Raw genomic sequence first — 22,224 nt, 5'->3', positions numbered from 1 at the left:
GGGCCTTCAAGGGGTCTGTCCAGTGCGGATCGCTTACCAGCAGCTTACCAGGACAGTCATATCAGTGGCCTGCGCCGTCAGATCTTCTGGTGCCAGCGTACCGACGCTGCCCCGCACCGTGGACTGCACACCGTTCGCCCGAAGGAAGTCCACGATCAACTCCCCCTTGGCGGCAAAGCTTACCTGATCGGGCAGGACGCGCCCGCCGTCGGTGTCACGCGGCAGCAGCATGCCCATCACCTGACCGCCCGCATCAAAAACCGGGCCGCCCGCATCGCCGGGCATGACGTTCATGGCCAGACGTTTGACTGTCTCCTCGCCATCCAAGCCTTGCGTGTCTTCCAGCGTTCCATACGTCAGGGTCGGCGCGGTCAGCACCCCCCCAAAACTGAAGCCGGCGACGGCAACTTCGGACTGCAACCGTTGCGTTTCAACCGTGAACTGCGCGACGCCACGCGGCGACAGGGTGTCCACAGGACGCAGGAGTGACACGCCGAGCTGTGTATCGGTGGCCATGACCTCCGCATCATAGCTTCCGTTGATCGTCACACGGTCGCACTGACCGACCGTCGCGGACGAGGCCAGAACAGTGCCTCGATCATCAATAAAGAAGCCCGAGCCGTTACCCTTCGGCGTGCGCACGCGCAGGCCAGACACAAGGTCGACCGATTGGCCGTCATCGGTCACGGCCGCCGGGTCCAGAACACCATCGACGCGCTGGTAGCTGTCCTGCATCAGCGCCAGAACGCGCGTGCGCCGCTCTTCGTCCCCTGCGGGCCAGATCAGGGTAAAGCCCTTGATCTCGCCGTTTTGCAGGCCGACTTCGGTATGGGAGACGATGCGGTCGTTCGCACCGGTCAGACGGAAGCCACGCTGGTCGCGGCTGCGTTCTCCCTCGGTCGGAACGATTTCCAGCGTCTGCATGATCTCATACAGGCCGTTGAGCGTGCGCGAGTCTCCCGGCTGAGAAATCAGCAGCACCCGCGCCTGCAAGTCCCCTGTCGGTTCAAAGAGCGCGAACGGCGCTTCGTATCGATCAAAAGACACGACACCCATCGGCATCTGCATCACGATGCCCGCCCGGTTGTCGAGGTAGTCGCGCATTCCCAAACCATCAAGCACGGCGTTGTACTGACGCAGCAGCTCTTCGCGCTGAAGCGTTGTCAAAACGCCTGTGGCCTCCAGACCACTGGCGTCTTGCCAAGCGGCCATGGAACGGCGCGTGCCGCCACCGAAGGCGCCATCAATCCGACCGTCGTAGAAGCCGGCCCATTGCAACGCGATCTGCAGCGCGTCCCGCTCGTCCCTGTTTAGCAACCGTTCGGAATTGCGCGCCTCGCGCGGGGTTTCCTCGTCGACATCCACAGGGCGCACCGATGGGGTCTGCGATTCAACGATCGCCTCATCTGTCACCGGCGCCGGTTCTTCGGCATCCTCGACGATCGCTTCGCGCGTGCGTTCGGTCAGGTCCGTCGCGTCCTCGGCCAATTGCTGGCGCAGCTCCGATACATCAGCCGCTGACTCTTCGGTCGCCGCGTCCTGAGTGACCTGAGCCCCGACGGGCCAGAACTGGCGGCCATAGACGTTGCTGCTTTCGATGTAGCTGTCCGGCGGAATATCCCCGTTCACCATCATCTGACCGAGGAACGCCTCTGCCTCGTCGCGGTCGGCGAAGGGGCCAACGGCCACGCCGTACCATCCACCGCCCAGGGAAAAGCCGTTCACATTTCCGAGAGTTCGCGAAAACCGCCGAACCGAGGACTGTGCGCCCGTCAAAGACGTGCGTGCCTCGACCTGAATATAAAACTGCTCCGTATCCGGCGCTGTCTGGCCAAACGCGCTTTGCCCTGCGAGGGCCAGCGCAAAAACGAGGTATTTCAAATGGCTCGGCATATGTGTCACAGACCCTAGCTACAATTCGACAATCAACAGGTTACTTACCAGATCAGGCAGCCTGTGCACGCGAAAATCAAGCCCCGTTCAGATTGACCCCGCGCCTGTTGCCGCCTAATCAGACCGCAACCGCCGCAAGGGAGCCCGAAATGCCCGAGACCCAATCCACATCGCTGCCCAAACCGACCTCTTTCCAAGAGATCATTCTGCGTTTGCAGACCTATTGGGCGGGCAAGGGCTGCGCCGTTTTGCAACCCTACGACATGGAAGTTGGCGCGGGCACGTTTCACCCCGCCACCACGCTGCGGGCACTGGGGTCAAAGGCCTGGGCCGCTGCTTATGTTCAGCCCTCGCGCCGTCCCACCGATGGGCGCTATGGCGAGAACCCCAACCGTTTGCAGCACTACTACCAGTATCAGGTCATCATCAAACCCTCGCCGCCGGATCTTCAGGCGCTGTACCTCGGCTCGCTCGAAGCCATCGGCATCGACATGTCCAAACACGACGTGCGCTTTGTCGAGGACGATTGGGAAAGTCCGACCCTCGGCGCATGGGGCTTGGGCTGGGAAGTCTGGTGCGACGGTATGGAAGTCTCGCAATTCACGTACTTTCAACAGGTTGGCGGTCACGACTGCCATCCAGTGTCCGGCGAATTGACTTATGGATTGGAGCGTCTGGCCATATATGTGCTCGGCGTCGATCATGTGATGGACATGCCGTTCAACGATCCGCAGTCGCCGATCGCCCTCAAATACGGTGATGTCTTTCGCCAGACCGAGGAAGAATATTCGCGCCACAACTTCGATGTGGCCAACACCGAGAAACTCTTCGAAGACTTCATCAAGGCAGAGGCCGAATGTGCTTCGATCCTGGCGGCAGACCATACGGACCCGAAGACCGGCAAGCGTATCATCATGGCACATCCCGCCTATGACCAGTGCATCAAGGCGAGCCACCTCTTCAACCTGCTCGACGCGCGCGGCGTGATTTCCGTCACCGAACGCCAAGCCTACATTGGCCGCGTCCGGGCGCTGGCGAAAATGTGTGCCGATGCCTTTGTCCAGACCGAAGCCGGTGGGTTCGAGCCCGGAGAAGCAGCGTGACAGGCAAGATATTTGCGGCGGCCATCGTGATCGTGGCGCTCCTTTTCGGTGCCGTGGTCTACTACACGCAGGTGTATTATTACTACGAACCCGTGCAGGCCAATGGCAGCACCGACGTCATGTTATTGAACATGGCCACGGGCGAACGCGAACCGATCCTGTACGAGAACTTCGAGGCCATCGACGCCAACAGCTCTCCCATTCGCTATCGTGCGTGCTTTACCACACCGATGTCGATCCCGATGCTGACAGAAACATACGAGATCTACGAAGGCGCTGAACCGCGCGTTGCGCCGGGCTGGTTCGACTGTTTCGATGCCGAGGCCATCGGTGGCGAAATCGAAGCCGACACTGCGGTGGTCTTTGTTGACGAACGCAACCGCGAATTCGGCATCGACCGCGTCGTGGCAATCACAGACGACGGACGCGGCTACGTTTGGCACGAGGTCAACGATTGCGGCGACAAGGCTTATGACGGCACACCTCTGGGCGACGAGTGCCCCGAGCGCTGATTTGAGCCGGCACGCAGGATCGACAGCCGAAACGCGGCTGTTCGGCCTGCGGAGACAATGCTTTTGTGCCCAAAGGGTTTTGGACCGCCGCCTCGATTTACTGCTGCGTGAAAAGACGCCGAGACAAGGTCATTTGGCGAGGCTGAATTACCCCCGTCTCCGACGCGACTGATGGCCCGAAGTTGGCGAAATCTTGCCCGCCTCGGAACCTTTCCCCTCCTCAAACGCTGTCCCTACAAGCAACAGGAGGAAGCCCAAATGTCCGATAAAGCCCCAGCGTGGGTCCCACCCGTCATGCGCGCAGGGTATTATGCCCGCGCCGCTGTCTACACAATTGTCGGGGTGCTGGCCTTCCTCGCTGCCGTTCGCGGAGGGCAGGCCCAGGGCACAACCAACGCACTCGCCGACTTGCGCTCTGCGCCCTTGGGCGTTTTTGCCCTCTGGGTTATCTCCATAGGTTTGTTTGCCTACATGGTCTGGAGACTTGTCGACGCCGCACTCGACCTTGACGACTATGGCAGCGATGCCAAGGGCATGTTTGCGCGGATCGGCCTAGCTGTTACCGGTTTGATCCACGGTGCCATCGGTGTGTCCGTTGCGGCCACCGCAATGGGCGGCGGCAATGGCTCCGACGGAGGGGGGGCTCAAAGCGCGACGCAGAAACTGATGTCCATGCCTTACGGACCGTGGCTGGTGGGTATCGTCGGCGTTATCACCATCGGCGCCGGTGTTTATTACATGCGCAAAGGTTGGGGCGAGAAGTACAAGAAACACATCCGCGTCACTCCGACCACACAGAAACTCGACCCGGCCATGAAGTTCGGCTGCATTGCCGAAGGTGTCGTCGTTGGCTTGATCGGTATTTCTATCCTCATTGCAGCCATCAACACCGATCCAAGCCAAGCTGGCGGCGTCGGCGAAGCGCTTGGTCAACTGCGCTCCATGTCGTTTGGCCGCATCCTGTTGGGCGCTGTTGGTCTCGGCCTTATCGGCTTTGCCATCGAAAACGCCGTTGAAGGCACCTATCGCATCCTGCCGCGTTACGCTGGACCTGACGTCATGACAATGGCGAGGCAGGCCAAGCTCAAAGCCGAGGGCAAGCTGCACGAAGCCACTGCCTGAGGCCATTTCCCCTAGGGGCGCTTGCGACCCCGCGCCGGGGCCGCTAGACACCAGCCACAACGAGACACGCCCGCGCCGGATTGGTGCGGGCAAAGCTGTGGTGATACGATGCCGGACCTTCTGATCGAACTCTTTTCCGAGGAAATCCCCGCGCGGATGCAGGCCAAAGCCGCCGCCGACCTTCAGAAGCTGGTGACCGATGGTTTGGTCGAAGCAGGACTGACCTACGCTTCGGCAGCGGCGTTTCACACGCCGCGTCGCCTGGCATTGACGGTCGGCGGCCTCACGCCGGAATCCCCCACCCTGAAAGAAGAGCGTCGCGGCCCGAAAGTCGGCGCACCGGACAAGGCGCTCGAAGGGTTCATGCGCGGCGCTGGCGTGACCCGCGAACAGCTGGAAGAGCGCGAGGAAAAGAAGGGGAGCTTCTACTTCGCCACTGTCACCACTCCGGGCCGAAAGGCCGATGCGATCATCGCAGAGGTGCTGGAAAAGACGGTGCGCGGCTTTCCCTGGCCAAAATCCATGCGCTGGGGCTCGGGCACACTGCGCTGGGTCCGCCCCCTGCATCGCATTACGTGCATCCTGACAACGGAGGAAGGCGCGCAAATCGTCCATCTGGACATCGACGGGATCACGGCGGGCAACACGACCGAAGGTCACCGCTTCATGGGCGGCAAACCTTTCGATGTGACGTCTTTCGATGATTACGATGCGAAATTGAAGCAGGCGAAGGTCATTCTTCACGCATCTGAGCGCGAACAGCATATCTGGAACGACGCAACCAACATGGCGTTCGCCCAAGGCTTGGAAGTCGTGGAGGACAATGGTCTGCTGGCAGAGGTTGCAGGCCTGGTAGAATGGCCGGTTGTTCTGATGGGCGACATTGCCGAAGATTTTCTAGGCTTGCCGCCAGAAGTGCTGCAAACCTCCATGAAAGAACATCAGAAGTTCTTTTCGGTTAAGAACCCCAAGACCGGGCGGATCGAGAAATTCGTCACGGTTGCCAACATCGAAACCAGCGACAACGGCGCAACCATCCTTGCAGGCAACCAAAAGGTTCTGGCCGCACGGCTGTCGGATGCGAAGTTCTTCTGGGAAAACGACCTGCGCGTGGCGACGACTGACGGGCTGACCGCCTGGACGGATCGTCTGTCAAACGTGACCTTCCACAACAAACTCGGATCGCAGCAGGCGCGCATCCAGCGCATCGCCGCGTTGGCCGAGGCATTGGCCCCGCAGGTCGGATCCGATGCTGCATTGGCCCGTCAGGCCGCTGAAGTCGCCAAGGCCGACCTGTCGTCGGAAATGGTTTACGAATTCCCGGAATTGCAGGGGCTGATGGGCCGCTACTACGCAGAAGCCGCTGGCCTTCCCCCTGAGGTCGCCAACGCCTGCGAAACACATTACTCCCCGCTCGGTCCATCCGATGATGTCCCGTCTGAGCCTGTGGCCGTCACCGTGGCACTGGCGGACAAGCTCGACACGCTGACCGGATTCTGGGCCATCGACGAGAAGCCGACCGGGTCCAAGGACCCCTTCGCCCTGCGCCGCGCTGCGTTGGGAGTGATCCGGCTGGTACTGGTGAATGATTTACGGATGTCGCTATCGGACGTGATTTCGACCGGTCTGAATAGCATCGAAACCGGGGGAAACCCCGGTGCAGTGGCTCCCGATCTTCTCGCCTTCATCCATGACCGCCTGAAGGTGCACCTGCGCGCTGAAGGCATCCGTCACGATGTGATCGACGCTTGTCTTGCGATGGATGGCGCGGATGACCTCGTACTGCTGGTCAAGCGCGCCGAGGCGTTGCAAGAGTTGCTCAGCTCCGAGGATGGCGAAAATCTCGTCCAGGGCTTCAAGCGCGCCAATAACATCCTCTCTCAGGCCGAAGAAAAGGACGGCGTCGAGTACTCTTTCGGCGCGGATGTGAAGTACGCCGAGACCGACGCGGAGAAAGCACTGTTCGAGGCTCTCGATGCGGCCGAGGAAAAGATCACCCCGGCCATGCAGTCCGAAGATTTCGCCGCTGCAATGGAGGCGATGGCCGCTCTGCGCGCGCCGATCGACACGTTCTTTGATGCGGTTCAGGTCAATTCCGACAACAGTATCATCCGACGCAACCGCCTGAACCTGCTGTCACGGATCCGGACGATCTGCCTTCAGGTTGCGGATCTGACCCGTCTGGACGGCTGATCACAAAACGATCGTTTCAGTACGACCATGGTCCGGGGGAAAGCCCCCGGTCCATAGAGGTCCTTCCAAAGCAAATGAACAAAGCGGTCCGTATACGGGCACCACACAGTCTTCACCGCTCGGGACCGCGACCATTCCACATCTTGTCACATGATTTTCTCTGCGTATTCTGCGCGCGAACAAGACAGGTGCTGCAGTGCAGAAAGCCCTCCCGGATCACCGTGACGTGACGCTCATCACGCCCTCTGCGCCCATGGCGACGCCAACCCATGGCGGTCGCGCAAAATGTTTGCAACGCTTGGTGCGCCTCGATCTGCCAGTGCCTTGCACCGTCGCCTTGTCCTTTGACGAGGTGCATCGGATCGCTGCCGGGACCTTGCCGGATATGAGAGGTCTGCTTGCGTCTTTCGACAGCGATGCCCTGCTCTGCGTCCGACCGTCGTCCGAAGATCCCGATTGGGGCGGGCCGAGCGCGATTTTGAACATCGGCATGAACGATGCACGGTATAAGGCCCTGTCCGATGAGATCGGGACGCAGGCGGCAGCGGCGCTATACCTTCGGTTTGTTCAGTCCTACGCCGTGCATGTGGCGCGGCTTGACCCTGATGAATTCGACGAGAGCGACGACAGCGGCACAGCCGGCCTGTCCGATGCATTGGCGGCCTATGAGGCAGAGGCTGAGGAGCCCTTCCCGCAGGATCCGGCTGTACAGTTGCGTGAGGTTCTGCGGTCCATGGCGCGCGCCTGGGAAGGCACGACCGCGCGCCTTTTGCGCCAGGCAAAAGGCGCGCCTGTGGATGCGGGCCTGGGCCTTGTGGTGCAGGAGATGGCACTGGGTCTGGGACACGGTGAATGCGGTTCAGGCGTGTTGCAACTGGTCGAAAGCGACACCGGGCTGCCCCAACTCACCGGGCGCTATCTGAGCCAGAGCCAAGGTCGCGATGCGCTGCGCAAACGCCACTGCAGCCTGTATCTTGAACGCGACCCGCGTGGACCGTCATTGCAGGACCTCGCGCCAGAGGCCTTTGCCAAGCTGAACGATTTTGCCCAGCTCGTGCGCCGCAGGTTGCGTGAGGAAATGCAGATCGAGTTCACGATCCGGGGTGGCGAGGTGCATATTCTGGATGGCGTCCGCGTGGCGCGCACGGCCCGCGCGGCGGTGCGGATCGCTGTGCGTCTGGCGCAAGATGGCATCATATCCGAGCAGGAAGCCGTCATGCGGATAGAACCGAGGGCCCTTTCAGAGTTACTGCACCGACAGATCGCCCCAGGCGCTGAACGCGATGTGATCGGGCGCGGCATCGCCGCCTCCCCCGGTGCGGCGACGGGGCGCGTGGTGTTCACATCAGCAGACGCGCAGGCCAGTGCTGCGCGTGGCGAGGCCTGTATTCTGGTGCGGCGTGAAACCTCGCCCGAAGATATACGCGGGATGCACGCGGCCGTCGGCGTTTTGACAGAGCGTGGCGGCATTACCAGCCACGCGGCAGTGATCGGGCGCGGACTTGGTCTGCCCTGTGTGGTCGGCGCGGCGCGGATGCAGTTCCAGTTGCATCGCAAGATGCTGATCGGTGAACGTGGGCGCAGTTTCAAGGAAGGCGACGTCATCACGCTGGATGGCACCTCGGGCGAGGTGTTGCTGGGCAGCCCGGAAACGGTAGAGGCCGCGCTCGATGACGCGTTTCAGACGCTCATGGGCTGGGCGGACGAGGTCCGTGACATCGGCATTCGTGCCAATGCCGATACCCCCGCTGATGCAACCACTGCACGGCGGTTTGCGGCGCAGGGAATCGGTCTGTGCCGGACAGAACATATGTTCTTTGACGCCGAGCGCATCACGCCCATGCGCGAGATGATCTTTGCAGACACGCCGGAAGACCGGCAGGCTGCGCTTGCTGTCTTGTTGCCCATGCAGCGCGCCGACTTCACCGAGCTGTTCCGCATCATGGAAGGGTTGCCGGTCTGCATTCGTCTGTTTGATCCACCGCTGCACGAGTTCCTGCCGAAAGACCGCGCCGGGCTGCGCGATCTGGCGGAGGCGTTGGACATGCCTATCTCTGACGTGACGCGTCGGGTGGAATCCTTGGCGGAATACAATCCAATGTTGGGACTGCGCGGCGTGCGCCTTGGCATCACGGTGCCGGAAATCTACGACATGCAGGCGCGCGCGATCTTTGAGGCGACACTGGATGCCTCTCGTGAAGGCGCTCCCGTTGTGCCCGAGATCATGCTGCCCTTGGTTAGCGCCAAACGTGAGGTCGAGATTCTGCGCGCCCGTATCGACGCGGTTGCCGCCGAAGTGCGCGCCGAACGTGGACGCTATTTCACCTTCCGCCTTGGTGTCATGGCAGAGACGCCCCGCGCCTGCCTGCGCGCCGACGATATCGCGCCGCATTGCCAGTTCCTGTCCTTCGGGACCAACGACCTGACACAGATGACCTATGGCCTTTCACGCGACGATGCCGGGCGTTTCATGTCAGATTACGTGCAGCAGGGCGTATTCGACGAGGACCCGTTTCACCGTCTGGACATAGAGGGCGTGGGAGAGTTGATCGCCGCCGGGGTGCAGCGTGCCCGTGCCACGAACAAAGATGTGATGCTGTCCATTTGCGGGGAGCATGGCGGCAACCCCGAATCTATTGCCTTCTGCCGCGAAGTGGGCATGGATTATGTCAGTTGCTCCCCCTTCCGGGTGCCTGTTGCCCGGTTGGCAGCGGCACAGCTGTCACTTCGTGAGACGGGTGTTGCCCGACCGACACGGCGCTAAGTCGCCGCGATACAAGGGATTCCTATGCTGACGTTGACCCTTGGGCAACTTCACGCCCAATGGAACACGCCCTGCGCGGTCCTGTCGCTTTACGCAACTGTTTAATTTCGGTACATAACGCCCCGTTCCGACTGGCAAATGCCCGGATTGAGACAATTGATTTCGTATTCAGAGAGCGCCCAATGATCCAAGCCTTGACCCGCGCCCTTTGCCTTTTAGCGGCGGTCACCACCACAACCCTGCCGGCAATGGCCGATCAAGTCCGTAGGGCGCAGACCCTCGTCGCTCTGGAAACACGCGCGCTTTCGCGCACGCAGTCCAGCCATCTCAAGAGCTTGGTCACGCCGATCCCGGCCTCTGCCATCATGGGAGCAGGCCGAATTAGGTACGATCGTGCGTGGTTGACCACACAGCCGATTGCCAGAGGCGGTGCCGAATGGGAATGCCTCGCAGAAGCGCTGTATTTCGAAGCCCGCGGAGAAACCGTCAAGGGTCTGTTTGCTGTGGCCGAAGTCATCATGAACCGCGTGTCGTCGCCGCGGTTTCCCAGCTCCGTCTGCGGCGTGGTGAACCAAGGTACGGGACGTAAGTATGCCTGCCAGTTCACCTATACCTGCGACGGCCACCCAGAGAATATCCATGAACCCGCAAGCTGGGCGCGCGTTGGCAAGGTTGCCAAAGTGATGTTGTCCGGTGCGCCGCGGCCGCTTACCAAAGGGGCAACCTACTATCATACCAATGCCGTGCGCCCGAAATGGTCCTCGGCCTTTACCCGCACCGCAAGCATTGGCGACCATTTGTTTTACCACAACCCACGGTAAATCGACCGCTTTTTGGTTGTGATGCGCCGTTTTGGCCCTGCCATTCCGGCGACGCATGTTTATTGTGGCGCGAACAATCCTACCGGCAAGGAGCCCGCCATGGCCTCTGAAATCCGCCTCGCCTTTGCGCATCCGTCCGAACGGGCCATAGCGACAGCTGGCGACGCCCCGCGCGACCGTATTTCACTGCGCGACCATGTGGTCGAGGTCGAGATCGGCGCGTTTCAGGCAGAGCGCGGCACAAAGCAGCGCATTCAATTCAATGTCGTGGTGGAGGTCGCGCCTTTTACCGGTGATCTGGATGACGACGTAGACCGCATCCTGTCCTATGACCGTGTCACAGAGGCCATTGCCCATGAGCTGGCTGCCGAACGCCTCAACCTGTTGGAAACTCTGGCAGAACGCATAGCGGAGCGGATCTTGCTGGAGCCTCAGGCACTGCGGGCCTTTGTCCGCATCGAAAAGCTTGATCGTGGGCCTGGCGCCCTGGGCGTCGAAATCGTGCGCGCCCGCAGCGATGTGGCTGCACATCTCAATGCCTTGGCCGATGAAACCGCGTCAGAGCGTCCGCATCCCCGAGTTGTCCATCTGTCGAACGACGCCATGGATCACCCTGATCTGGGGCGCTGGGTGGACACTCTTGTCGCGCGTCGCGCTCCGGTGGTGTTGTGCTGCGGCCTGCCACCAGAACCCCCGCTGAGCACAAGGCACCACATGACGCAACGCCGCGTGGATCTACTGGCCATCGAGCAAAACGGATGGCGGCTTGCGGCACGCGACCTGCGGTGCAAGGTCGTTGCCACGCGAACGGAACTCGATTGGGCGATGAAGAACGGTCAGACCTGCGTCTGGGCGCCGTCCAAGATCGTGCTCGATGCCATCGAAGGGCCGAGCGTAGAACCTCAGGATGCCACGGCGCTGAGCGATTGGTTTGCGCAAGAGATGGAAGCCTGCGAATTGCTGATCATCGGCGAAGATCTGCCAGACAGCACGCACGTCCCTGCCCGCGCCATCGCAGTGGGCGACCCGCTTTTCTGAAACCACACTTGAAGAACCGAGGCGAATGGGTCAGGGAAACGGTATGATGACATACTACAGGCCCCTTGTCCGCTTTGACCTGCCCCGTCCCGACGATGCCCTGATGCTGGCCGGTGGGGCAGGATGGTTTACGCAGGTGGTGGCTCATGTCCGCGGTCAGACACCGCGCACATTGGGCGTAGAAGCGCTGCCAGACGACTGGCGGATGCGCCTGACCGGGTCCCGCCCTCCCCTCGCCGGAGTGGAGATGAACCGCACCCGCGTTATGGGCATTCTGAATGTCACACCCGACAGTTTCTCGGACGGTGGGCGCTATCAATCCGCAAGCATCGCCTTACGATTGGCGCAGGACATGGTCTCCGCCGGGGCGGACATCATCGACGTGGGTGGCGAGAGCACCCGCCCCGGCGCTCATACCGTCCCCGTCGAAGCGGAGATCGCCCGCGTCGAGCCGGTGATCCGCGCCATCGCGTCAGAGCTTTCCATGCCGATCTCCATCGATACGCGCAAATCTGCCGTGGCCGAGGCCGCCGTGCAGGTTGGGGCCAGACTGGTCAACGATGTCTCCGGCTTCACCTATGATCCGATGCTTGCGGGCTACTGCGCGCGCAATGGGCTGCCTGTTTGCGTGATGCACACCCTTGGTGAGCCCGAGACGATGCAAGCCAATCCGCACTATGATGACGTGCTTCTGGACGTCTACGATTTTCTTGAACGGCAAGTGAAAACGCTGGAGGCTGCTGGCCTGACCCGTGGCCAGATCCTCGTCGATCCGGGCATCGGATTTGGCAAACGGGTGACGCATAATCTGGCGCTGCTGCGGCATGTGGCGTTGTTTCATGGCCTGGGCTGCCCGGTGCTGGTGGGCGCCTCTCGCAAAGGCTTCATCGGCAAGATCACGGGCGCCAGTCCTGCGGACGCGCGCATGCCAGGATCGGTGGCAGTGGCTCAGGCCATGGCCGCGCAAGGCGTACAGGTTGTGCGTGTCCATGACGTCGCTGAAACCGCGCAGGCACTCGCCATGGAACGGGCTATTTCAACAGGAGTATTTTGATGAACCGCAAACTATTTGGCACAGATGGGGTGCGCGGCACCGCCAATGTCCACCCGATGACAGTAGACATGGCCGTGTCGTTGGGCGCTGCGGTGGGACGCTATTTCCGCAATGAACATGGCGGCGTGCACCGCGTTGTGATCGGCAAGGACACACGCTTGTCGGGCTACATGTTCGAAAACGCGTTGACCGCAGGTCTGACGTCTACCGGTATGAACGTGCTGCTTCTTGGACCGGTCCCGACCCCGGCGGTCGGGCTGCTGACGGCGTCGATGCGCGCGGATCTGGGTATCATGATCTCGGCGAGCCATAATCCGGCGGATGACAACGGTATCAAGCTTTTCGGGCCGGACGGGTACAAGCTTTCCGATGCCGTTGAGACAGAGATCGAGACGATGGTTGCTGAAGGTGTCAAACCCGCCAAGCCACGCAACATTGGTCGTGCGAAGCGTATCGAAGACGGGCGGTTCCGCTATCAGGAGCGGGTCAAGGGCACCCTACCGGCCGGCCTGCGGCTTGATGGGATCAAGGTGGTCGTGGACTGCGCCAACGGGGCGGCCTACCGAACCGCACCGGAAGTCCTGTGGGAACTCGGTGCCGATGTGATTGCCATAGGCACGTCGCCCGATGGTCTGAACATCAACAAGGACTGTGGCTCTACACACCCAAAGATGGCTGCCGAAGCTGTCCTTGAGCACGGAGCCGACGTCGGCATCTGTCTTGATGGTGACGCCGACCGCATCCTTTTGATCGACGAAATGGGCCAAATTGCTGACGGCGACCAGATCATGGCCCTGCTGGCCGCACGCATGGCTGAACAACAGACGCTCAAAGGCGGCGCGCTGGTGGCCACAGTGATGTCGAACCTCGGGCTTGAACGTTTCATGACCGACAAGGGATTGCGACTGGAACGCACCAAGGTGGGCGATCGCTATGTGGTCGAACACATGCGCGCTGGCGGCTTCAACCTTGGCGGGGAGCAATCGGGCCACATCGTCATGACGGATGTCGCAACCACGGGTGATGGTCTGATGGCCGGCCTGCAGTTTCTGGCAGAAATGGTGCGCTCGGGGCGTTCGGCCTCCGAGTTGACCCATGTCTTCGATCCGGTACCGCAAATGCTGAAAAACGTGCGCTACGGAGCTGGCCAGACCCCGCTGGAGGACGCCGCCGTCAAAGCCGCGATCCGCGAAGCAGAAGCCAAGCTGGACGGCCATGGTCGTTTGCTGATCCGTCGCTCCGGCACCGAGCCGCTGATCCGGGTCATGGCAGAATGCGAAGACAATGAGCTGCTGACCCAAGTGGTCGATGGCATTGTCGCAGAGGTGGAAAAGGTCGCGACCACCGCTGCCTGAGATCTTAAACTCTGCGGCGTCTGCTCGGGCGTCGCAGAGTCAGTGCAAGCCGCCGCAGAAACCCGAAGATGAGCGTCAAACCCAACCATCCGGCGACAAACCCGGTCCCGGCAAAGGTCGCGCCCTCAAATGTGGCTGGAACAGCGGGCTTATAAGTTTCACGCGCCCGGGCCCAGATCTGCGCATCGCCCAAGTGGGTGGCCAGTTTGGCCCGCATGAACGGCCCCGCGCCCTGCAATGCCCCTAGATCTGCTGCCAACTGCTCGTAACGGGCCATGTCCGAAATCAGGTTCTGCGCCTGGGTTCGGGCGAGCGGCCCCTCTTTGGCCAGCCGATCAAGATAATCCGGTAAGGTCATGCCGGCCTCCGCTGCATCGGCCGCGTAACGGGTAATCTGCCGGTCCAGCTCATCCACGGCGCCGCCGAGCCGCTGCATGTATTGCTGCGAGAACTCCGGAAATTGAGACGCCCCGATAGCCCCCATCATCCCGGCTCCCACCGCCAGTGCGCGCAGGATCATGCCCTTTTCCTCTCGTGCCTCAGGTCGGCCTCTCTTGAGGCTCTGTTGTAGGAGGGCAAAGGCCCTCGCCACAGTCTAGTCAAAACGAAACCGCCGCCAAGCCCAAGGCTCGACGGCGGCAAATCAACGCTGAGAGGCGGGATCACCCCTGCGCTTGCGCGACACCGTAAATCTTGGCGATACGGGCCACCGCCTGCTCTGGCGGCAGCTCTTCGCTTTCCCCCGTGCGGCGAGAGGTCAGTTCCACCACGCCGTTTTTCAGCCCGCGCGGGCCGACCGTGATGCGCCAAGGCAGACCGATCAGGTCCATTGTCGCGAACTTGCCGCCTGCCCGCTCGTTGCGATCATCATAGAGCGGTTCCAGTCCCAGCGCGGTGAGCGAGGCATAGAGCGCCTCGCAGGCTGCGTCGGCCTCATCGTCGCCCTGTTTGAGATTGACGATACCGCAATGGAAGGGCGTGACGCCTTCGGGCCAGATGATGCCCTTGTCGTCATGCGACGCCTCGATGATCGCGCCAAGCAGACGCGACACGCCGATCCCGTGCGAGCCCATGTGCACCGGCACCTGTGCGCCAGTCTGATCCTGAACCACGGCGTTCAACGCTTCGGAATACTTGGTGCCGAAGTAGAAAATCTGTCCCACTTCGATACCACGCGCCGTGCGCTGACGGTCAGCAGGCACATCGGCCCAGACCGCCTCGTCGTGCGTTTCATCGGTGCGCGCGTAGCGAGAGGTGAACTCTTCCAGCACGGCTTGGCACTGGTCGACGTTGTCAAAATCGATCTCGCGCTCGCCGAATTTCAGATCGGTGATTTCGCTGTCGTAGAAGACCTCGGATTCGCCGGTGTCCGCCAGCACGAGGAATTCATGCGTGTAGTCGCCGCCAATGGGACCACCATCGGCGCGCATGGGGATCGCCTGCAAGCCCATGCGTTCATAGGTGCGCAGATAGCTGACGAGGTGCCGGTTGTAAGCGTGCAGCGCATCTTCTTTTGTCAGGTCGAAGTTGTAGCCGTCCTTCATGTAGAACTCGCGGCCTCGCATCACACCAAAGCGGGGGCGGATCTCATCACGGAATTTCCACTGGATCTGGTACAGGGTCAGCGGAAGATCCTTGTAGGAGCGCACATAAGAGCGGAAGATGTCGGTGACCAGTTCTTCGGCCGTGGGGGTGAACAGCATGTCGCGGTCGTGGCGGTCGGTGATGCGCAACATCTCTTGGCCGTAAGCGTCGTAGCGTCCGGACTCACGCCACAAATCGGCAGACTGGATGGTCGGCATCTGGATCGGAATGTGACCGGCGCGGGCCTGCTCTTCGTGGATGATATCCTCGATCTTGCGCAGCACCTTGAAGCCCAATGGCAGCCAGGAATAGATCCCGGCGCTGGCCTGTTTGATCATGCCAGCGCGCAGCATGTAGCGATGAGAGACAATCTGCGCCTCGGCAGGCGTCTCCTTGAGAACGGGCAGGAAATAGCGGGACAGGCGCATGTGGACCCCTCATGAATGCGGTTTGACCGGCGTTGTGGGGGATGTGGCCAAGCTTGGCAAGCCTCCTCCCCTTCCCCCGGCTGTGCAGACAAGCCATGGTGGCGGCGCATACATAGAGATTCAACGTGGAACCGCGATGGCCGACCAGACCGACCCCCTTCCCCTTCCCTTCGGCCAGGAAACGCCAAGGCTGCCCCGCGCAACCATTGGTGAAAACATCGCGCAGCTTCTTGACCTCGCCTCTGCCCCCGTCCTCCTCACCCTGCTCATAGCGGTTGTCTTCACCGGCGCCTCCGTCCCGCTCTACCAAACTTACCGCCACCGGGCGTTAAAGATGGCCGAACCGGAGCCGGAAACCCTCTCCGGGCTGCGCGTACTGGCATGGATACTGGCCTTGGTGGGCATACCGCTCTTCGCCTTCATCCTGACCGCCGTCATCGCCATCATAGCAACCTTCGATCCAGTATCTCTTGGCAAGGAACTGCGCTGGCACGTGCTCGCCTTCGTCGGCCTGATCACCTCGCTGGGTGCCCTCATCTCCGCCCCACTCGCCCTGATCCGCGTCTGGACCACCGAACGCCAGACCCGCATATCCGAACAAGGTCACATGACCGACCGCATCTCCAAGGCCGTGGAGCACTTGGGCGCGGAAAAAACGGTCAAGCGCGACGGTGTCGAAGAATCCCGCCCCAATATAGAAGTCCGAATCGGCGGCCTCCTCTCTCTCGAACGCATCGAACAGGACAGCACCGCCTATGACAAAGGCCGCGACCATGTCCGCGTGATGGAGATCATCTGCGCCTACGTCCGCGAAAACGCGCCTGCACGCGACGCGCATGACTTTCCCGAACCAGATTGGAAACCACTGAAGGATGATGCGACGGAAGAGGAAAGAACTGTGCATCTGGAAGAACGCGAGATACGCTTCGGAAGAACCGCGAAAAAACTCCACGCCAAAGCTTGGATCTGGGCGCAAACCCTCCCCAAACCTCGCGAAGATATCGCCCTCGCCGTCCACATTATCGGCCGCCGCACACCAGAGCAAAAACGCATCGAAGCCCGCTGGGGCCCGAAAGCCGCGCCCGACGCGGAGTGCGTCTTTGATACACCGTGCCCGGAATTGCCCGAGCGGGACATGGACAAAGCGCTTGATAAAGAAACCCTCGACGCCTTCACATCCAAACTGAATGCATGGAAAACATCGCTCGAAGACTTCAAAGGCTATCGACCGGACTTGCGCCACACCAACCTGCAACGCCACGACCTCTCATCCCGCGACCTCTCTGGCTGCCTGCTCACCGAAACTCGGTTGGAAGGGGCGAACTTCGGAAGGGTACGGTTAGAGGGGGCGAACCTCGGAGCGTCGCGGTTACAGGGGGCGAGCCTCGGAAGGGCGCGGTTGCAGGGGGCGAGCCTCGGAAGTGTACGGTTGGAAGGGGCGAACCTCGGAAGGGCACGGTTGGAGGGGGGCGTACCTAGGAAAGGCGCGGTTGGAGGGGACGGACCTAGCGAATGCGCGGTTGGAGGGCGCGCTCCTCTGGCAGGCGCGGTTGGACGGAGCGTACCTAGCGAATGCGCGGTTACAGGGGGCAATCCTATGGGGAGCGCAGTTGGACGGAGCGATCCTCCGAGAGGCGCGGCTGGAGGGGGCGTTCCTCGAATGGGTTCGTTTGCAGGGGGCGGACCTCGCAGATGCGCGGTTGGAGGGGGCGGACCTCGAAGGAGCGCGGTTGGAGGGCGTCGGTTCTCTCGGCACCGCTGCTCTCAGAGGTGCAAAGCTGAGAGACATGTCATTGGAAAATTGGCACATGACGCAAGAGCAGATCAACGCAACCTTCGGGGATGCCAGCGTGACCGACCTCGACGAAACCGCCACTGGCCCTCTCAGCCGCCCCGACCACTGGCCCAAGCACGAACTCGACCTGTTTGACTTCGAAAGCGAATGGCGCAAATGGCAAGAAAACCCAGACGCGTACCGCCCTCCCGAGCCCTGATCTCAAAGCGGCACACAGCGTAATGTCGTCACTCGTGTGTATCGCGTCTCCCCCCTTGCCTTACCATGCTGCACGGGCGAAAAAGGGAGCGAACAGGAGAACGCGCATGGCTCTGCCGGTACGGCAACAACTCAAGTACTGGGGGATCGCCTTTGCGATCTTCGCGGTCGTTTTGTGGTTCTTGGGCGACGTGCTGCTGCCCTTCGTGCTGGGCAGCGCCATCGCCTATGCGCTCGACCCGGTGGCTGACAGGCTGGAAAAATGGGGATTCAGCCGCGCCGCCGCGACGGCCACCATTACAATTGCCTGTATCGTGCTTTTCATCGTGGTGCTGCTGCCGGCCGCGCGCATGCTGGTGGATCAGCTGACACAGCTTTTCTCCATCGCGCCAGAGCTGTTCCTTGATCTGCGCGCCTTCCTGACAGAGAAATTCCCAACCCTGATGAGCGAAGGCGGTGCCCTGCATTCGGCGCTGGCCTCCATCGGCGACACCATCAAGCAAAAGGGCGGCACCGTGGTGGAGACCGCGCTGACCTCGGTCGGATCGCTGCTCAATATCCTGATGTTGTTCCTGATCGTCCCTGTGGTCACCGTCTACATGCTGCTCGACTGGGACAGGATGACGGCCAAGGTCGACGACCTTGTTCCGCTGGACCACAAGGAGACCATCCGTCATCTCGCCCGCGAGATAGACGGCGTGCTGGCGGGATTCATCCGGGGAATGGGGTCGGTGATGGTCATCTTGGGCACCTATTATGCCGTGCTCTTGTGGCTTGTGGGTCTGCAATTCGGCCTGGTGGTCGGGGTCGCGGCGGGCATGCTGACCTTTATCCCATATGTGGGTGCGATCGTCGGCGGGGGACTGGCGATCGGCCTGGCGCTGTTCCAGTTCTGGGGCGAATGGTGGTGGATCGTGGCCGTATGGGCGATTTTCCAGTCTGGTCAATTCCTTGAGGGCAACGTCATCACGCCGCGGCTCGTGGGCGATTCCGTTGGTCTGCATCCTGTCTGGCTGCTGTTGGCCCTGTCGGTGTTTGGCGCGCTGTTCGGATTTATCGGCCTGCTGGTGGCCGTGCCGCTGGCGGCGGCGCTGGGGGTGATCGTGCGTTTCCTCGGGCAGCAATACAAAGGCTCGAAACTCTATCTTGGGTATTCCGCCGAACGGGACGGCGTAGAGAAATGAACACGCCAGAGCAATTGCCCCTGCCCCTGCCCGCCCGTGAGGCGCTGGGGCGGGAAGAATTCTTTGTGAGCGAGGCCAATGCCATGGCCGTTGCCCTCGTCGAGGGGTGGCAGGACTGGCCTACGCGAAAGATGGTGCTGTGTGGACCGTCCGGTGCAGGCAAAACGCACCTGGCTCACGTCTGGGCACGATTGGCCAAGGCGCAGATCGTATCCGCCGGGGCGATCACCGAGGGCGTCGTGCCCGCTTTAGCGCGGTCCCCTGTTTGTGTCGAAGACATCGAAGCGGTTGCAGGACAGCGTGACGCTGAAGCAGCCCTGTTCCACTTGCACAATCTCGTTCTGGCGCAGGGGCATTCACTGCTGTTCACCGCAACCCGAGAGCCGACGCATTGGCCGCTGATCCTCCCCGATCTGAAAAGCCGCATGATGGGCGCTCAGGTGGCTCGCCTTGGCGCACCGGACGACGCGCTGCTAAGCGCCATGCTCATGAAGCTCTTCGCCGACCGCCAGCAGATGCCCGCGCCGGAGGTGTTGACCTATCTGACCCGTCACATGCCCCGCAGCCACGCCGCCGCGCGAGAGATTGTCGCCGCCCTAGACGAGGCGAGCCTGGCTCATAAGCGGAAAGTGACGCGGAATATGGCATCCGAGGTGCTGACGCGTTGGTTGGCGGCCCGCAACGGTCGATGACACCTGCCCAAATCGTAGCTTTTTCCAAGCGGACGCTATATCACGGTGGGTGACATGAATTGTCATAAATGTTTTGCAAACCCATAGGCATAAGCCGCTCATGACCATCGCAGATTTCCTCAAAAGCCCGCTGTCGCCCGCCACCGAATTTCCGGATCTGAACCTGACCGGGCCGGGGCGCTTTTATAACCGTGAGCTCAGCTGGCTGGGCTTCAACTGGCGTGTGCTGGAGGAGGCCGAAAACCTCCGTGTACCGCTCCTGGAACGGGTGCGCTTTCTGTCGATTTCTGCGGCGAACCTCGACGAGTTCTACACAGTCCGCGTGGCGGGTCTTCGGGAGCTTGCACACAATGGCAACACCACACCAGCTGCCGATGGGCTGACCCCTGCAGAACAGCTGGTGCTGATCGACGAAGATGCACGCCGCCTGATGTCGGAACAGCAGCGCGTTCTGGGCGTGCTGAAATCACGCATGGCGGAAACAGGCATTCACGTGGTCACGCGGGACGATCTCACGGAAGCGGACCGTGCGCATCTGAACGAGGCATTCCTGAATCAGGTGTTCCCGGTTCTATCGCCCTTGGCAATCGACCCGGCGCACCCCTTCCCCTTTATCGCGAACATGGGCTACTGCCTTGCCTTGCAGTTGGAGCGCAACCGCGACAAACGCCCGCTTCAGGCGCTACTGCCGATCCCGGCGCAGATCGACCGCTTTATGCGGTTGCCCTCCGAGGAAGGGACACACCGTCTGATCCTGCTCGAAGACGTGGTGCTTTTGCACATCAACTCGCTGTTTCCCGGCTATAAATCCAAGGATCACTTTGGCTTTCGCGTTTTGCGCGACAGCGATTTGGAAGTCGAGGAAGAGGCCGAAGATCTCGTGCGCGAATTTGAGGTCGCCCTGAAACGCCGTCGCCGTGGCGAAGTCGTCCGTCTCACCGTCTCTGCCGGGGCGCCCAAGAGCCTTCGCGATATCGTCATGCGGGAACTTCATGTGGATGCCGACGAAGTCATCGAACTCGAAGGGATGATCGGCGCCGCGGACACCAAGGAGCTGGTGATTGACGCGCGCCCTGATTTGATGTGGCCGGTCTTTACTCCGCGTGTGCCGGAGCGCGTACAAGACCACGACGGCAACATGTTCGACGCGATCAAGCAAAAGGATATGCTGCTGCACCACCCCTACGAGACCTTTGACATGGTGGTGCGCTTCCTTAATCAGGCGGCTTTGGACCCCAACGTGGTCGCGATCAAACAGACGCTGTATCGTACGTCCAAGAACTCCCCGATTGTCGAGGCGTTGTGTGAGGCCGCGGAAGAAGGCAAATCCGTCACCGCATTGGTGGAGCTGAAAGCGCGGTTTGATGAGGCCGCCAACATTCGCCAGTCACGGCGGCTGGAACGGTCTGGTGCGCATGTGGTCTATGGTTTTCTAGACTGGAAAACCCACGCCAAGATCAGTCAGGTGGTGCGCCGCGAGGGCGACAAGCTGGTGACCTACACCCATTGGGGCACCGGCAATTACCACCCGATCACGGCAAAGATCTACACCGACCTGTCCTTCTTTACATGTGATGCCGCGCTGGGGCGCGACGCGGCGAAGATCTTTAACTATCTCAGCGGCTACGCCATGCCAGAGGGGCTGGAGAACCTCTATATTTCGCCCCACTCCCTGAAGTCCGGCATGATCGAGATGATCGACAAGGAGATCGCCCACGCCAAGGCTGGCAAACCCGCGCATATCTGGATCAAGATGAATTCTCTGATCGAGCCGGACATGATCGATGCGCTGTATCGCGCCAGCCAGGGCGGCGTGAAGGTCGACTGTGTCATTCGTGGCATCTGTGGCCTGAGGCCGGGCATCAAGGGGCTTTCCGAGAACATTCGCGTCAAGAGCATCATCGGCCGCTTTCTGGAACATTCGCGCATTGCCTGTTTTGGCAATGGTCACGGACTGCCGCATGGCAAGGCACGGGTCTTCATCTCCTCCGCAGACTGGATGGGGCGCAACCTGAACCGGCGCATCGAAACCGGGGTCGAAATCATGAATGCGACGGTCAAGGCCCAGATCGTCAGTCAGGTCATGGCCGCGAATCTGGCAGACACGGCACAAAGCTGGGTAATGGAACCCTCGGGCCAATTCATGCGTCACCCGGTGCCGGAGGGCGAATTCGCCTTCAACTGCCACCGGTTCTTCATGGAAAACCCGTCTTTGTCGGGGCGCGGGTCGGCAGGTGCAAAAGATGTGCCGAAACTGACCCACACAAACGAGGAAATCCCTGTACCGGCAAGCCGGGAAGAGCCGCAGACACGCGGCTAATCCTTCAAAAAAATCACTTTATAACAAGGCGGTAACTTGAAATTTTACCGCCTTTTTCATGGTTTGGGCGCGGCTGTGGCAGCCTGCCCAATTCGTGCCGTGAAATGACCCCTTGAGGGCCGCAAAGTGTTAAACGCAGGTTAAGCGCATAAGTGCAGTTTGCATCTT

Annotated in this window: 16 protein-coding genes and 1 pseudogene; 14 read left to right on the top strand and 3 right to left on the bottom strand. The window is 61.1% G+C overall.

Annotated elements, in window-relative coordinates; all coding sequences use genetic code 11:
- Positions 1-33 precede the first annotated feature (33 nt).
- Positions 34-1,893, bottom strand: a complete 1,860-nt coding sequence (locus J4E08_RS00960) for a trypsin-like peptidase domain-containing protein (RefSeq protein WP_502949226.1) — start codon at positions 1,891-1,893, stop codon at positions 34-36.
- A 149-nt stretch (positions 1,894-2,042) separates the two neighbouring features.
- Here J4E08_RS00960 and J4E08_RS00955 point away from each other — a divergent pair, with 149 nt between their 5' ends.
- The 9 genes from J4E08_RS00955 to glmM all read left to right on the top strand — a co-directional run bounded on the left by J4E08_RS00955 (position 2,043) and on the right by glmM (position 13,855).
- On the top strand, positions 2,043-2,996 hold the full coding sequence (locus J4E08_RS00955) for a glycine--tRNA ligase subunit alpha (protein WP_349536912.1): 954 nt from the start codon (positions 2,043-2,045) through the stop codon (positions 2,994-2,996).
- The gene (locus J4E08_RS00950; protein ID WP_349536911.1) at positions 2,993-3,508 is read left to right on the top strand and encodes a DUF6446 family protein; all 516 of its coding nucleotides are present in this window, start codon (positions 2,993-2,995) and stop codon (positions 3,506-3,508) included. Before J4E08_RS00955 ends, J4E08_RS00950 begins: the two co-directional genes overlap by 4 nt.
- Before the next feature lie 258 nt (positions 3,509-3,766).
- The gene (locus tag J4E08_RS00945) at positions 3,767-4,630 is read left to right on the top strand and encodes a DUF1206 domain-containing protein (protein WP_349536910.1); all 864 of its coding nucleotides are present in this window, start codon (positions 3,767-3,769) and stop codon (positions 4,628-4,630) included.
- 108 nt (positions 4,631-4,738) lie between these two features.
- Entirely contained in the window at positions 4,739-6,823 is a 2,085-nt protein-coding gene (gene glyS / locus J4E08_RS00940; protein WP_349536909.1) for a glycine--tRNA ligase subunit beta, read from the top strand.
- 253 nt (positions 6,824-7,076) lie between these two features.
- Positions 7,077-9,587, top strand: a complete 2,511-nt coding sequence (locus tag J4E08_RS00935) for a putative PEP-binding protein (RefSeq protein WP_183965731.1) — start codon at positions 7,077-7,079, stop codon at positions 9,585-9,587.
- Between the two features lie 182 nt (positions 9,588-9,769).
- Complete coding sequence (locus J4E08_RS00930) at positions 9,770-10,408, top strand: cell wall hydrolase (protein ID WP_349536908.1); 639 nt, start codon at positions 9,770-9,772, stop codon at positions 10,406-10,408.
- A gap of 99 nt (positions 10,409-10,507) precedes the next feature.
- Positions 10,508-11,446, top strand: a complete 939-nt coding sequence (locus J4E08_RS00925; protein WP_349536907.1) for a dihydroneopterin aldolase — start codon at positions 10,508-10,510, stop codon at positions 11,444-11,446.
- Positions 11,447-11,489: 43 nt separating this feature from the next.
- Positions 11,490-12,500, top strand: coding sequence for a dihydropteroate synthase (gene folP / locus J4E08_RS00920; RefSeq protein WP_349536906.1), 1,011 nt, complete (start codon positions 11,490-11,492; stop codon positions 12,498-12,500).
- Positions 12,500-13,855, top strand: coding sequence for a phosphoglucosamine mutase (glmM, locus tag J4E08_RS00915; RefSeq protein ID WP_349536905.1), 1,356 nt, complete (start codon positions 12,500-12,502; stop codon positions 13,853-13,855). The genes folP and glmM overlap by 1 nt, the downstream gene beginning before the upstream one ends.
- A gap of 4 nt (positions 13,856-13,859) precedes the next feature.
- Here glmM and J4E08_RS00910 read toward each other — a convergent pair whose 3' ends face one another.
- Positions 13,860-14,375: a DUF2937 family protein gene (locus tag J4E08_RS00910; RefSeq protein WP_349536904.1), complete on the bottom strand. Its 516-nt coding sequence runs from the start codon at positions 14,373-14,375 to the stop codon at positions 13,860-13,862.
- A gap of 142 nt (positions 14,376-14,517) precedes the next feature.
- Positions 14,518-15,867 carry a proline--tRNA ligase gene (gene proS / locus J4E08_RS00905; RefSeq protein ID WP_349536903.1) on the bottom strand — a complete coding sequence of 450 codons (1,350 nt, stop codon included), beginning with the start codon at positions 15,865-15,867 and terminating at the stop codon, positions 14,518-14,520.
- A gap of 1,135 nt (positions 15,868-17,002) precedes the next feature.
- On the opposite strand from proS, the pseudogene J4E08_RS24455 reads away from it, so the two are divergent.
- The 5 genes and pseudogenes from J4E08_RS24455 to J4E08_RS00880 all read left to right on the top strand — a co-directional run.
- Positions 17,003-17,323, top strand: a pseudogene (locus tag J4E08_RS24455) (pentapeptide repeat-containing protein); the annotation flags it as partial.
- Positions 17,289-17,861, top strand: coding sequence for a pentapeptide repeat-containing protein (locus J4E08_RS00895; RefSeq protein WP_349536901.1), 573 nt, complete (start codon positions 17,289-17,291; stop codon positions 17,859-17,861). The pseudogene J4E08_RS24455 and the gene J4E08_RS00895, both read left to right, overlap by 35 nt.
- 106 nt (positions 17,862-17,967) lie before the next feature.
- Positions 17,968-19,044 carry an AI-2E family transporter gene (locus tag J4E08_RS00890; RefSeq protein ID WP_183965395.1) on the top strand — a complete coding sequence of 359 codons (1,077 nt, stop codon included), beginning with the start codon at positions 17,968-17,970 and terminating at the stop codon, positions 19,042-19,044.
- Positions 19,041-19,736 (top strand): HdaA/DnaA family protein, encoded by a 696-nt coding sequence (locus J4E08_RS00885; RefSeq protein WP_349536900.1) that lies wholly within the window; start codon positions 19,041-19,043, stop codon positions 19,734-19,736. Before J4E08_RS00890 ends, J4E08_RS00885 begins: the two co-directional genes overlap by 4 nt.
- Before the next feature lie 100 nt (positions 19,737-19,836).
- Entirely contained in the window at positions 19,837-22,056 is a 2,220-nt protein-coding gene (locus tag J4E08_RS00880) for an RNA degradosome polyphosphate kinase (RefSeq protein ID WP_349536899.1), read from the top strand.
- The last annotated feature ends 168 nt before the right edge of the window (positions 22,057-22,224 follow it).

The organism is Sagittula sp. NFXS13 (assembly GCF_040148795.1).
Lineage (GTDB): Bacteria > Pseudomonadota > Alphaproteobacteria > Rhodobacterales > Rhodobacteraceae > Sagittula > Sagittula marina.
Note: the sequence above shows the minus strand (reverse complement) of the source record. Positions and strands in the feature narration are given on the sequence as shown.